The 12,578-nt window shown below is 66.5% G+C and carries 11 protein-coding genes and 1 pseudogene; 5 read left to right on the top strand and 7 right to left on the bottom strand.

The window, feature by feature from the left end; all coding sequences use genetic code 11:
* The 5 genes from ACYQ8K_RS27120 to ACYQ8K_RS27100 form a co-directional block, all read right to left on the bottom strand.
* Window positions 1-1,084, bottom strand: a 1,084-nt coding sequence (locus ACYQ8K_RS27120; RefSeq protein WP_459973994.1) for a PPE family protein, incomplete at its 3' end; no start/stop codon positions are given.
* Window positions 1,085-1,176: 92 nt separating this feature from the next.
* Window positions 1,177-2,337: a PPE family protein gene (locus tag ACYQ8K_RS27115; protein ID WP_459973992.1), complete on the bottom strand. Its 1,161-nt coding sequence runs from the start codon at window positions 2,335-2,337 to the stop codon at window positions 1,177-1,179.
* A 435-nt stretch (window positions 2,338-2,772) separates the two neighbouring features.
* The gene (locus ACYQ8K_RS27110; RefSeq protein WP_065028209.1) at window positions 2,773-3,570 is read right to left on the bottom strand and encodes a slipin family protein; all 798 of its coding nucleotides are present in this window, start codon (window positions 3,568-3,570) and stop codon (window positions 2,773-2,775) included.
* Window positions 3,567-4,169 (bottom strand): hypothetical protein, encoded by a 603-nt coding sequence (locus ACYQ8K_RS27105; RefSeq protein WP_459974023.1) that lies wholly within the window; start codon window positions 4,167-4,169, stop codon window positions 3,567-3,569. Before ACYQ8K_RS27105 ends, ACYQ8K_RS27110 begins: the two co-directional genes overlap by 4 nt.
* A gap of 30 nt (window positions 4,170-4,199) precedes the next feature.
* Window positions 4,200-6,530 (bottom strand): nitric-oxide reductase large subunit, encoded by a 2,331-nt coding sequence (locus tag ACYQ8K_RS27100; RefSeq protein ID WP_459973990.1) that lies wholly within the window; start codon window positions 6,528-6,530, stop codon window positions 4,200-4,202.
* 259 nt (window positions 6,531-6,789) lie between these two features.
* Here ACYQ8K_RS27100 and ACYQ8K_RS27095 point away from each other — a divergent pair, with 259 nt between their 5' ends.
* Both ACYQ8K_RS27095 and ACYQ8K_RS27090 read left to right on the top strand, forming a co-directional pair.
* Window positions 6,790-7,587, top strand: a complete 798-nt coding sequence (locus tag ACYQ8K_RS27095) for a universal stress protein (protein ID WP_459973988.1) — start codon at window positions 6,790-6,792, stop codon at window positions 7,585-7,587.
* A 164-nt stretch (window positions 7,588-7,751) separates the two neighbouring features.
* Window positions 7,752-8,222 carry a group III truncated hemoglobin gene (locus ACYQ8K_RS27090; RefSeq protein ID WP_459973987.1) on the top strand — a complete coding sequence of 157 codons (471 nt, stop codon included), beginning with the start codon at window positions 7,752-7,754 and terminating at the stop codon, window positions 8,220-8,222.
* On the opposite strand, the gene ACYQ8K_RS27085 is transcribed toward ACYQ8K_RS27090, so the two are convergent.
* Together ACYQ8K_RS27085 and ACYQ8K_RS27080 are read right to left on the bottom strand one after the other, a co-directional pair.
* The gene (locus tag ACYQ8K_RS27085) at window positions 8,164-8,595 is read right to left on the bottom strand and encodes a pyridoxamine 5'-phosphate oxidase family protein (RefSeq protein WP_459973985.1); all 432 of its coding nucleotides are present in this window, start codon (window positions 8,593-8,595) and stop codon (window positions 8,164-8,166) included. The genes ACYQ8K_RS27090 and ACYQ8K_RS27085 overlap by 59 nt on opposite strands.
* A gap of 61 nt (window positions 8,596-8,656) precedes the next feature.
* A complete protein-coding gene (locus ACYQ8K_RS27080; protein WP_459973983.1) occupies window positions 8,657-10,018 on the bottom strand; it encodes an FAD-dependent oxidoreductase in 1,362 nt (453 codons plus the stop codon).
* Between the two features lie 162 nt (window positions 10,019-10,180).
* Between ACYQ8K_RS27080 and prfB the strand changes: the two genes are divergently transcribed.
* The 3 genes and pseudogenes from prfB to ACYQ8K_RS27065 form a co-directional block, all read left to right on the top strand.
* Window positions 10,181-11,293 (top strand): peptide chain release factor 2, encoded by a 1,113-nt coding sequence (gene prfB / locus ACYQ8K_RS27075; protein ID WP_459973981.1) that lies wholly within the window; start codon window positions 10,181-10,183, stop codon window positions 11,291-11,293.
* On the top strand, window positions 11,283-12,269 hold the full coding sequence (locus tag ACYQ8K_RS27070) for a mechanosensitive ion channel family protein (RefSeq protein ID WP_459973979.1): 987 nt from the start codon (window positions 11,283-11,285) through the stop codon (window positions 12,267-12,269). The genes prfB and ACYQ8K_RS27070 overlap by 11 nt, the downstream gene beginning before the upstream one ends.
* Window positions 12,266-12,578: pseudogene (locus tag ACYQ8K_RS27065) on the top strand (hypothetical protein); the annotation flags it as partial. The gene ACYQ8K_RS27070 and the pseudogene ACYQ8K_RS27065, both read left to right, overlap by 4 nt.

The raw sequence follows: 12,578 nt of genomic DNA, 5'->3' as shown, positions 1-12,578 counted from the left end.
CCGCGTTTCCGCCCTGCGTTGGGGGGGGCACCGCTGGCGCCGCCCACGCCGGGGGCCCGGCGGTTCCCGGGGTGCGGGGGGGGCGCACGGACCCGGTCCGGGCGACCGCGTCGGTCGCCATCAGGTCGGACAAGCCGCCGCCGGGCACTGCCGCGACCTGGTTGGCGGTCGCGCCGGTCCAGCCGGCGGGCACGGACATCGGGCCGATCCGTCCGGCGCGCGCGAGCACCGCGTTGACGTTGCCGAGTCCCGACGTCGCGCCGCTGAGCGCCGGAGCCTTGGGCAACGCGGCCGGCACCGCGGCGAGGTTCGGCAGTATTCCTAAGTTCTTGTCGGCCTGGATGATTCCCGCGGTAGTCCCCTCAGCGGTGAAAATGGATCTGAAGGTGGTCTGGGCGCCTTGGATGGTGTCCAGGATTCGGAAGAGTTCCGACGACGAATTGGATGTCGAGGAATTCACTATCACCACGTCCGATCCCGATCCCGAGTCCGTACCCGAGCTCGAGGCGTTCGCGGTAGCTTGCGCGACGGCGTCCTGCTGCGCCGCCACCCCATCGTTTGTCGTGGTCTGTCGCGGCGAGGAAAACGGCGAGAACTGCACCGCCGCAGTCGAACTGGCGGAATAGCCGTACATCGCGGCGGCATCCTGCGCCCAGTATTCGGCGTACTGGGCTTCGGTGGCCGCGATGGCCGCGGTGTTCTGGCCGAAGAAGTTCGTTGCCACCAGCGTCGCCAGTTGGGTGCGGTTGGCCGCGACCGCGGGCGGCGGCACGGTCATGGCATGCGCCAGCTCGTAGGCCGCGGCGGCCGCTCGGGCCTGCATCGCTGCCTGCTGGGCCCGCTCGGCGGTCGAATACAGCCACGCCACGTAGGGCGCGGCGCCGGCCGTCATTGCCTGGGCGGCGGGCCCGTGCCAGAACAAACCGGTCAGCCCGGACAGCACCGATTCATAGACCGCGGCCGTGATGCCCAGCTCGGCCGACAGCGAGTCCCAGCTCCCCGCGGCCGCCAGCAGCGAGCCCGACCCGGGGCCCGCGTACATCCGGCCAGAGTTCACCTCTGGGGGGAGAAAGCCGAATTCCATTGTCTTACAGCTCTAAAAGCTGCGTGAAGCGGAACTGCTTGCGGCGGATGGTTCGTCCTATGACCGACAGCAGTTGGGCCGGTGGTGGCACGTCACCCGGCGGCCGGCGGGCGTGGCATCACGGTGAGCCGCACGCCGTAGCGTGGCGGTACACCGGCGCCGGCCGATCGCGCCGCTCCGCCGCCCGGCATGCCGGGGTACCCGGGATACCCGGAGGCCATCGGCTCTTCGGTTCCCGGAATCGTGGTGAAGCCCGCGGGTTCCAACGGCGAGATGCGGGTGCTCGTCGGAGCCGCCCAGCTTGCGGGGACCGACATCGGCCCGATCGTGCCGGCGTGCGAGAGGGTCGCGGTGACGTTGCCCAGGCCACCACCGAGGCCCGCCGTGGCGCCGCGGAGTGCGGGCGCCGCGATCGCGGGAGCGAGATTGGCCGCCGCCGCCCCGGGCTTGGCCAGAATGCCCAGGTTGTTTTCCGCCCCGATGATGCCGGACACGAACTGCTCCATGTTGTAGGGAGCGCTGAAGCCGAGGCCCGTCCCCTGAATCGCGTCGAGGACCCGGAAGGCGTTGTTGCCGGAGCTGGATGCGTCCAGGTAGTAGACGTCACCCGTATTGATTCCCGGTTGCGTTTGCTGTAGCGGTGAAAACGTTTGCGCGGCAACCTTGGTCGCGCCGGCGTTGGCGTTGGCAGTAGCCACGGCGGCGTTCTGGGCGCTGACGCCGGATTCGTCGGTGGATTTGTTCGCGGCGGCGAATCGGGGCAACTGCGTCGTCGCCGCCGTCGACGACGCCGAGTAGCCGGCCATGGCGGCGGCGTCCTGAGCCCAGAAGTCGGAGTACTGCGCCTCGGTGTCCGCGATGGCCGCGGTGTTCTGGCCCACGATGTTCGTCGCCACCAGCGATGCCAGCAGGGTGCGGTTGGCGGCGATCACCGGCGGCGGCACGGTCATCGCATACGCCTGCTCGTAGGCCGCCGCGGCCGTCCGCGCCTGCATGGCCGTCTGCTTCGTCTGCTCGGCGGTGGCTTGCAGCCAGCCCATGTAGCGGGCGGCCGAGTATGCCATCGAATCGGCGGCGGCGCCGCTCCATTGCAGGCCCAGGCCCGCCAGCACCGATTCGTAGGACTCGGCGGTGGAGGCCAGCTCGGCCGACAGCGCGTCCCAGCTTCCGGCGGCGGCTAACAGCGAGGCCAGTCCGGGGCCGGTGTACATCCGGGCCGAATTGATTTCGGGTGGAAGAAAAGACCAATCCATCTGTGATACATCCCCTCAAAGTCGGTTTCGGGCAAACGCCACTGGCGCCGGCGCTCGCCGCATCGGCGTGTTCTCAAGAAAAGGCCGCTCCGGATTCGCTGTGCGGGTCGCAAAGCTCACCCCGCGTCAGGTGAAAGGGCAGCCCGGCGCGATCGCGCTACCGCTGACTAGCGGTCAGCGTGGCGCGTTTACTGGGTTGGCGGAGCGTGCGCGCAGGGCATTACAGAAGACCTTCGGTTTTCGGGCCCTTCAAACGTCGCAGGTGCGGTTGATGCATGCGGGGTTTTGCCTATTTCCCGGCGCCGACCAGGCAGAATTCAGCTGGCGTTCATCTTCCGTTCATCTCTCATTAACCAACGACGGGAGCTAGATTTACACCTGTTGAACAACGAAAGTATTTGACGTGCTTGATATCTGGTAGGAGTGCGCGCGTGGTCACCCGCGATGGTTCAAGCTATCGACCACACCCTGCAGCGCCTCGGGGTGCCGGAGGAACGGCGTGATGATGTCGACGGGCAACGGGAAGACGACGGTCGAGTTCTGATCCGCCCCCAACTCCAACAGCGTCTGGAGATAGCGCAGCTGCAGTGACGCCGGACTCTTCGAGAGGGTCTCGGCGGCTTCGCGCAGCTCCTCCGACGCCTGCAGCTCGCCGCGGGCGTTGATGACTTTCGCGCGGCGTTCGCGCTCGGCTTCGGCCTCCCGGGCCATCGCCCGCTGCATCGACTCGGGAATCTCGACGTCCTTGATCTCCACGACGCGCACCTGCACGCCCCAGGGTTCGGTCTGCTTCTCGATGATCGTGCGCAAGTCACTGTTGAGGTCCTCGCGGTGCGCCAGCAGCGTGTCCAGGTCCGCCCGGCCCAACAGCGAACGCAGGGTGGTCTGGGCGATCTGCGACGTCGCCACCGCGTAGTTCTCCACCGCCAGGATCGCTTTCAGCGGTTCCATCACCTGAAACATCACGACGGCGTTGACTCGGGCCGGCACGTTGTCCCGGGTGATCACCTCCTGCGGCGGAATGGTGAGTGTCACCAGACGCTGGTCGACCCGAATCATCTTGTCCACCAGCGGAATCAGAAACCGCAATCCGGGACCGTACAGCGGGCGCGCGTGGCCCATCCGGAACACGACCCCGCGTTCGTACTCGCGCAGCACGGCCAGCGACCACGTCGCGAGCACGGCAAGCAGGACTATCCCGGCGCCGATCAGGCCGACCACAAGGGCAGTCATGTCGTGTTGTCCTCCTTGCTTTTCCAGCCGCCGCCCCAGCGTGTGGAATACCGGTCGATCGCGGCGGCCACCTGGTCCTCGATCGCGCTGCGGTGCGGCAGGTGGTCGGGCGCGTTGGACGGAGTGTTCCACAGGTGGCGGACGAGCGGCAGCCCCAACAGCGCGACGATCAACACGGTCGCCGTCAGGACCAGCGCGTCGGCGGCCGAGTGGTTGGCGACCAACGTGGCCAGCGGCAGCACGATACCCAGTGCGGCCACGCAGCAGGCGATCCCGCGGTGAAACCGTCCGGCGTCCGAATGCGGCCACGGGTCGACCTCGCGGCTGATCTCGCGGCCGTGCTCGGAGGTCGTGCAATCGGATTTGACGGGACAGCTGTTGCACACCACCGGCAGCGCGCGATATCGCATGACCCGATGTTTCGGATCGAACGACGTCGGCCACAGCCAATGATTCTGCGGACAGATCCATGCATCATGGTCGGGCCGGTAGGTGAATTGCCCTGTGCGCCAACGTGCCGCGTGCGCGGAAGCCCGCCGGGCCATCGCGTCGAAGCTCCAGCCGACGGCCAGCAGCGCCAGGGAATACCCGGCGATCATCCACACCGAGGCACTCGGCGCGGTCACCGGTCAATCCCTCGCCGGCACCGCGGCACCGGGCTCCGGTTCCGTTGGTGCCTGGGTGTACAGCGGGTTTTCCGGCAGCTCGTCGGCGGTGGTCCCCGACCGGAAGTGGCGCAGCGCCGTCAGGGCGATCCAGACGAACGGCACCACCCCGCCGACGATCAGGATGACGTCGCCCGGTAGCCGGAGCCACTCCAGGACGGCGTTGCCCGGCTTGGTGATGTAGCCCAGCGACCGGGCCTCGAAGTAACCGTCGTTGACCGAGTGGTAGAGCTGCAGCACGCCCAGCGGCAGCAGGGTGGCGAACACCATCCACGCCAGCCCGATGTTCATGCACCAGAACGAGATTCGCGCGAGCTTCTCGGGCCATTTGTCGGGCGGGATCACGTAGCGGAAGGCGAACATGGCCAGGCCGACGGCGAGCATGCCGTACACGCCCATCATCGCCGCATGCGCGTGGTTGGCCGTCAGTGCGGTGCCGATCTGGTAGTAGGAGACCACCGGGAGGTTGATCAGGAATCCGAAGATGCCCGCCCCCAAGAAGTTCCAGAATCCGACCGCGACCAAGAACATGACCGCCCAGCGGTGCGGGAACGGGTTGGCGTCGCCGGATTGCTGGCGCGCACCCAACTGCAGGAACGCCCACGCCTCGACGGTCAGGAAGGTCAGCGGGATGACCTCGGCGGCCGAGAAGAAGGCGCCGAGCGCCATGTGCTCCACCGGGGTTCCGGAGAAGTACAGGTGGTGCATGGTGCCGATCACCCCACCGGCGGAGTACAGGATGACGTCGAGGAAGATCACGCCCAGCGCGATCTTCTCGCGCACCACGCCGAGCAACACGAACATGTACGCCACCATCACGGTGGTGAACAGCTCGAGGAAGTCCTCGACCCACAGGTGCACGACCCAGAACCGCCAGAAGTCGGCGACCGTGTAGTGGGCGTCGCTGCCGGCCAGCAGGCCCACGGCGTAGAAGCCCGGGATGGCCAGCCCGGAGAAGAAGAACAGCCAGGGCATGTTCATCTTCGACTCACCCTTGAGCCTGCCGCGGATGCCGCGCCAGATGATGGCGATCCACACGAACATGCCGATGATCAGCAGGATCTGCCACAGCCGTGGCAGGTCGAGGTACTCCCACTGCTGGGAGAACAGCCCGCCCGCCGGGATCACGCCGTAGATGGACAGCGCCTCGCAGATCAACGACCCGAACACCACCACGGCGACCGCGCCCAATAGCACGTAGGCCAGCAGCGCCTGGCGTTTGGGCTCGCGGCGCGCGATGAACGGCACCAGGAAGATGCCACCGGCCAGGAAGGCCGCCGCGGTCCAGAACAGCGACAGCTGCAGATGCCAGGTGCGGGCCAGGTTGTAGGGCAGCACGCGGGCCAGATCCAGTCCGAAGAAGTTGGACAGATCGGCCCGGTAGTGCTCGGCCGCGGCCCCCAGCAGCGTCTGGGCCAGGAACAGCACCGACACGATGGCGAAGAACCAGATGCAGGCGCGCTGTGCCGGGGTCAGGCTCACCTCGCCGGGCTGGCGAAAGGACAGGGTGGTCGACTCGGCGCTGTGCCAGCCGACCTTCTGGCTCCAGCGACCGTAGACCGCGAACATGATTCCGATGCCGCCCAGCAATGCGATCAGCGACAGCGCCGACCAGACGATGACTGCCGCGGTGGGCCCGTTGTCGACTCGCGGCTCGGCCGGCCAGTTGTTGGTGTAGGTGTACTTGTGGCCGGGCCGTTCGGCCGCCGCGGCCCAGGCCGTCCAGGCGAAGAATGCCGTGAGGTCTCGGATCTGCGCCTTGTCGGTGATCATGTGGGGCAGCAGGCCGTATTTCGTTGAGTTCTCACCGAAGTAGGCGGCGTACTGGCTCTGGATGTGGTCGAACGCCACGGCCTGGCGATCGGTGAACACCAACGTCTTATCAGCGGGGTGGTAGCGATTGGTGCGGAATTCGGTGACGACGCGTTCGCGCGGATCGGTGACGCCTTGCGCACGAAGTTGACCGGCGACATCCTCCGTGGCGGTCCGCAGGTATTCGGCGGTGTAGTCGGGACCCAGGTAAGCCCCGTGGCCGAGCACCGAGCCGTACTCCATCAGGCCGCGGGCCTGGTAGAGCTCCTGTCCCCGGGTGATGTCCTGGCCGGTGAACAGGAGCTGACCCGATTCGTTGACGACCTTGTCCGGCATCGGCATCGACGCCGAATACGTGCGGTAGGCCAGGATGCCCATCACCAGGAAGCCGAAGATCATGACCAGGGCGACGCCCTGGACCCAGCCTTTTCCGACCAGGGGCTGTGACGATGACTGTTGAGCGGATGTCTCTTGAGCGGTCATGCGCGAGGTCTCCCGTCCAGGCGATGGGTGGTGGTGCCCGCTGTCTCGCTTGTCAAACACACCTAGGTTCGTCCGCACCTAATACTCGATCGCTGGCGTCGCGATGGCAACAGTCAATTCGGTTATATGAGCGGACCATAGGGTCCAATGGCACCTATTTCGGGACCAATGCCTCTGGGACAGTGGGGTTTACGGGTCATAAAGTCTTAACCGAACGGTGTAGTGAACAGTTTTCTACCGCGCAATGAAGGAAGTCGCGATGAGCAACATGTATCCCGCTCCCGCAATTCTGGTAGGTGTCGACGGATCCAGGGCGGCGATACATGCGGCCGTCTGGGCGATCGACGAGGCGGTCAGCCGCGACATTCCGCTGCGATTGGTGTATGTCATCGACCCGCACGACGCATCTGGCGCGGGCACCGATGACACCCGGCTCGCCGTCGCCCGTGCCGCGTTGACCGACGCGCACCGAGCCGTCGACGCCCTGGGCGAACCGGTCAAGATCGAAACCGAAATCCTCAGGGGCAGGACGGTTTCCAAGCTGCTCGAAGCATCGAGGTCTGCGGTCATGCTCTGCATAGGGCGGATTGGGCTCAACCACGCCTGCCACGGGGGACCCGCCGTCGCGGCCTCGTTGGTCCGCTCGGCGGTGTGCCCGGTCGCCGTGATCCAACCGTCGGCGAGCCGTCCGGCCACGCCGCAGGTCAGTGGCGTGGTGGCCGAAGTGGACAACGGCACGGTGCTTCGGCACGCGTTCGACGAAGCCAGGCTGCGCCGAGCGACGCTGCGCGCGGTGTCGGTGGCGAAAGCCGCGGATGCGCCCCACTTAGGGGCTGAAAAGCTCTCAGCGCAAGGGCAGTTGGATCGCAGGCTGACGCGGTGGATGCGGCTGTATCCCGACGTGGCGGCCGAGCCGGCGATGGTCAGCGGCGGCGTGGACCGCTATCTGCGCGCCCACCACGATCCCGGCCAGCTGCTGGTCACCGACTCCTATCGGGCCGAGGCCCTGTGTCATGAGGGCCACTCCGTGCTCGCGATACGTTGCGGCAACCTGTAAATCGGACTGCCGCTGTGATCTGAAACATACTGCTCTGCAACAGCGTTCATCGAAGTCGGCTTTTCCCGGCGGTGTCAAGGGACAAACGGCCCTGTTGTGAGACCACGCCCTCAGGCAAGATGGCGTTACGCTGAGTTGCAGATATATCGAAAGGGTTGCCGACCATGAGCCAGCTGACGGCCGAGGCGGGTGCGGACCTGGTCGACCGCGCCGACGTGGAGGCGTTGCTGCGCCGTTTCTACGGGCGGGCGTTGGACGACGAGGTCCTGGCGGAACCGTTCGCCGAGTTGCGGGCGACGGGGTTGGAGAGTCACGTTCCGACGATGTGCGACTTCTGGGAGACCGTGCTGTTCCGCGCCGGGCTCTATCGCGGCAGTGCGTTACAGGCGCACCGCGAAATTCACCGGCGCGCCCCACTGTCGGACCGCCACTTCCGGCGCTGGCTCACCTTGTGGCACAACACCGTTGACGAGATGTATCGCGGACCGGCGGCAGATAGGGCGAAAATTCAGGCCGGCCGGATCGCGTGGGCCATGCACCGGCGACTGACCGGCGCCGACGCACCCGAGTTGCTCGTCACGCAACCGGCTCGTGGCGGTCGGGCTCCGGCCCGAATCGGAAACGACGGCCGGTGACTTCGGTCGGCGTAATGCGCACGTAGTGCGGTTTGAGTGTTGCCGTCCACGGCAACAACTGCGCGCGCTCGGCTCGTTGAATATCCTTGTCAGTCTTGAGCAGCCGCGCGCGCCCGCGCACGATGACGCTCCATCCCTCGATGAGGTTGTGGTCGTCGACCTCGAAGACCACCGCGTGATTGGCCACCGCCGAGAACAGTTTGGTGCCCTCGGCGGTGCGGAACAGCACGGTGCGGTCTTGCACGACGAAGTTGACGGGAAAGATCTCGGGCTCACCGGCGAAGTTGGTGACCAGGCGGCCCAGCGAGACGCTGCCCAACAGATTCCAGTTCTCGTCCTCGGAAAGTACCGTCACCGGTTGGTCGCTACCCACGCCCCCAACGCTACGGAGAATTGCGGGCGTTGAGTAGAGCCCTTCGTACTCTCGGAGCGGGTCAGCCGTGGCTGACCCGAAGCAACTTCGCCAAACTCGGCAGCTTGACGCGGGGACGCCCGTGCGGTTCGCCGGCCGCGCGCTCGTGGGCGTCGATGAGGTCCCAGTGCGCCGAGGTGACCAGCTTGGGCTGGCGCGACGCCAACCAGTCGGCCAGCTGTTCGGCGTGATCGTCCGGGAAGTCCGCCAAACCGTCGGCGCCGGACAGATCGGCGAGCAGGGTGTCCACGGTGTCCTGGGAGTCCTTCTTATTGGTGCCGATGACACCGGTCGGCCCGCGCTTGATCCACCCGACCACGTATTCGTTGCGGCTGCCCTCGATGCGCCCGCCGCTGTTGGGAATCGTCGCGGTCTTCTCGTCGAACGGTAGCCCCGGGGTGGGCACACCGCGGTAGCCGACCGAGCGCACCACCAGCTGAACCGGCAGCTCCTCGCGCTCGCCGGTGTCGTTCGCGGACACCCGCCCGGTCTCGTCAGTGACCAGTTCGTTGCGGCCGAGCACGATCCCTTCGACCCGCTGGTCGCCCTTGATCTCGATCGGGGAGGTCATGAAGCGCAGCACGATCCGGCGGTGTCCGGGGCGCGGGTCGCGCTTCGCGTAATCGCGCAGCACGTTGATGTTCTGCTTGGCCGTCTTGCCGGCCGCGGCCGCGTCCTCGTCGCTGACGTCCTCCAGCTGGGCCGGGTCGACGATCACGTCGACGTTGTCCAGGTCTCCCAGCTCACGGAGCTCGAGGGTGGTGAACGCGGTCTGCAACGGCCCGCGCCGACCGATGACCACCACCTCGTCGACGCCGCACGGGCGCAGCGACTCCAGCGCGTGGTCGGCGATGTCGGTCAGTCCCAGCACTTCGGGGTCGGTGACCAGAATGCGCGCGACGTCCAGGGCGACGTTGCCGTTACCGACGACGACGGCCCGAGATCCCGAGAGGTCCGGCGTGGCCTCCTCGAAGTTCGGGTGCGCGTTGTACCAGCCCACGAAGTCGACGGCGGCGATGCTGCCCGGCAGGTTCTCGCCGGGGATGTTCAGCGCGCGGTCCGATTGCGCCCCGACCGCGTAGACGACGGCGTCGTAGCGCTCCGCGAGTTCGTCGGCCTGCACGTGTTCGCCGACCGAGATGTTGCCGAAAAAGCGGAAGCGCGGATCCTGGGACGTCTTTTCGAATTGCTTGCTGATCGACTTGATCTTCGGGTGATCGGGCGCGACGCCGGAGCGCACCAGCCCCCATGGAGTGGGCAGCATCTCCAGCATGTCGACGGCGATATCGAAGTCTTCGGATCCGTCGGCCGCCTTGAGCAAGGAGGACGCGGCGAAGAAGCCCGACGGTCCGGAACCAACGATTGCAACGTGGTAAGGGCGCATTCTCGACCTTCTATTCGTGCCCGGATGCGCGCAAGGGGCTGTCGCGCGCAAAGCGGGGCGCACATGATCGTGACTCGATGCTAAACGCATGACCGCTGGTCGTGACCTGGACACTCGCTGCGAGCGGAAGCCGCCCGGAGGACCCCGGTAACGTTGTCGCCTGTGGAACCCGACCGTCAAGCCGATATCGCCGCCCTCGACGCCACCCTGACCACGGTGGAGCGAGTGCTCGATGTGGACGGTCTGCGCGCACGCATCCAGAAGCTCGAACACGAGGCATCCGATCCGCAGCTGTGGGACGACCAAGCCCGCGCCCAGCGGGTGACCAGCGAGTTGTCGCACGCTCAGGGCGAGCTGCGCCGGGTCGAGGAGCTGCGGGGGCGCCTGGACGACCTGCCGGTGCTCTACGAGCTGGCGGCCGAGGAGGGTGAGGGCGCCGCGGACGCGCTGGCCGAGGCCGACGCCGAGCTCAAGGCGCTGCGCGCGGACATCGAAGCCACCGAGGTGCGCACCCTGCTGTCGGGCGACTACGACGAACGCGAGGCCCTGGTCACCATCCGTTCCGGCGCGGGTGGAGTGGACGCCGCGGACTGGGCCGAGATGCTGATGCGGATGTACATCCGGTGGGCCGAGCAACACAAGTATCCCGTCGAGGTGTTCGACACGTCCTACGCCGAAGAGGCGGGCATCAAGAGCGCGACGTTCGCCGTGCACGCCCCGTTCGCCTACGGCACGCTGTCCGTGGAGCAGGGCACCCATCGGCTGGTGCGAATCAGCCCGTTTGACAACCAGAGCCGCCGTCAGACGTCGTTCGCCGAAGTCGAGGTGCTTCCGGTGGTGGAGACCACCGACCACATCGACATTCCGGAAGGCGATGTGCGCGTTGACGTTTACCGTTCGAGCGGCCCGGGAGGCCAGTCGGTGAACACCACCGACTCTGCGGTACGTTTAACCCATATCCCAACGGGTATCGTCGTGACTTGTCAGAACGAAAAATCGCAATTGCAGAACAAGATTTCGGCGATGCGAGTTCTTCAAGCAAAGTTGTTGGAGCGCAAGCGTTCCGAAGAACGCGCCGAGCTGGACGCGTTAAAAGGCGAAGGTGGCAGTTCGTGGGGCAACCAGATGCGCTCCTATGTTCTGCAGCCGTATCAGATGGTCAAGGATCTGCGGACCGAGTACGAGGTCGGCAATCCCGCGGCCGTCCTGGATGGAGACATCGACGGGTTCCTGGAAGCGGGAATCCGTTGGCGCAACCGAAAAGATGACGAATAACACAAGTATTCTCGCCGCGTCGATGACGCACCGCTGGCATGACTTCTGGCGGGGCGAGCTCGGTGAGTGGATCATCACCCGGGGCCTGCGGATCGTCATGATCCTGATCGCCGCGGTGCTGGCGGCCCGGTTCGTCAACTGGGTGGCCCAGCAGGTGACGCATCAGCTCAACCTGGGCTTCGCCGAAAGCGATGCGCTGGTGCGCTCGGAGGCGTCCAAGCACCGGCAGGCCCTGGCATCGGTGATCTCCTGGGTGTCGGTCGTCATCATCGGCATCTGGGTCATCATGCAGATCTCGTCGGTGCTGCAGTTCTCGGTGGGCGGATTGGTTGCGCCGGCCACCGTGGTCGGCGCCGCCCTGGGTTTCGGTGCACAACAGTTGGTTCGAGATCTGTTGGCAGGCTTCTTCATTCTGGTGGAGCGCCAGTACGGCTTCGGAGACCTGGTCACCATCACCGTGGTGTCCGCCACGGAGGCCAGCGGCACGGTCGAGAATGTGACGTTGCGGGTGACCCGACTGCGCTCGCCGGACGGCGAGGTGTTGACCATCCCCAACGGGCAGATCGTCAAGGTGGTCAACCTGTCCAAAGATTGGGCCCGCGCGGTGGTGGACATCCCGGTGTCGACCAGCGCCGACCTCAACCGGGTCAACGAGGTCTTGCACCAGGAATGCGACCGCGCGATGGACAACCCCGTGCTCGGGGAGCTGCTGTTGGATGCACCAACCGTCATGGGGGTGGAAAGCATCGCGGTCGACACCGTGACCCTGCGTCTGGTGGCCCGGACGCTGCCCGGCAAGCAGTTCGAGGTCGGCCGGCAGCTGCGCGTGCTGGTCATCCGGGCGCTGGCCCGCGTCGGGATCGTGACCGCGGCGGACGCGACGGTGGGCCTGGTGGAAGACCCCTCGGTTCCGGCCGCCCAGGCCGCCGAACAGCAAAACGACGATGAAGTCCAAGGTGCGGTGCAGAAGCGTTGAAGTTCACCCTGAACATCCTCGAGAAGCGCGGCGACGACTCGGATGCGGAGCATCGCTGGCCCACGCACGTGTTCGGCGGGCGGATGCGCACGTCGACGCTCGTATTGATCGTCGCCTTCTTTGTCGTGTGGTGGGTCTACGACACCTACCGCCCGGAACCGGCGCCCAAGCCCCCGGCCCAGCAGGTGGTGCCGCCCGGCTTCGTGCCCGACCCCAACTACACCTGGGTGCCGCGCAGCCGCCTGCAGGCGCCGCCGCCGACCGTCACCTATACGCCGGCGCCGACGAGCACGCCGCCGCCGCCCCCGC

This window comes from Mycobacterium sp. MUNTM1, assembly GCF_054660795.1.
Note: the sequence above shows the minus strand (reverse complement) of the source record. Positions and strands in the feature narration are given on the sequence as shown.

Coding starts and splice junctions, on each gene's coding strand:
- ACYQ8K_RS27115 (WP_459973992.1), bottom strand. CDS start 2,337: ATGGATTGGTCTTTTCTTCCACCCGAAATCAATTCGGCCCGGATGTAC.
- ACYQ8K_RS27110 (WP_065028209.1), bottom strand. CDS start 3,570: ATGACTGCCCTTGTGGTCGGCCTGATCGGCGCCGGGATAGTCCTGCTT.
- ACYQ8K_RS27105 (WP_459974023.1), bottom strand. CDS start 4,169: ATGATCGCCGGGTATTCCCTGGCGCTGCTGGCCGTCGGCTGGAGCTTC.
- ACYQ8K_RS27100 (WP_459973990.1), bottom strand. CDS start 6,530: ATGACCGCTCAAGAGACATCCGCTCAACAGTCATCGTCACAGCCCCTG.
- ACYQ8K_RS27095 (WP_459973988.1), top strand. CDS start 6,790: ATGAGCAACATGTATCCCGCTCCCGCAATTCTGGTAGGTGTCGACGGA.
- ACYQ8K_RS27090 (WP_459973987.1), top strand. CDS start 7,752: ATGAGCCAGCTGACGGCCGAGGCGGGTGCGGACCTGGTCGACCGCGCC.
- ACYQ8K_RS27080 (WP_459973983.1), bottom strand. CDS start 10,018: ATGCGCCCTTACCACGTTGCAATCGTTGGTTCCGGACCGTCGGGCTTC.
- ACYQ8K_RS27070 (WP_459973979.1), top strand. CDS start 11,283: ATGACGAATAACACAAGTATTCTCGCCGCGTCGATGACGCACCGCTGG.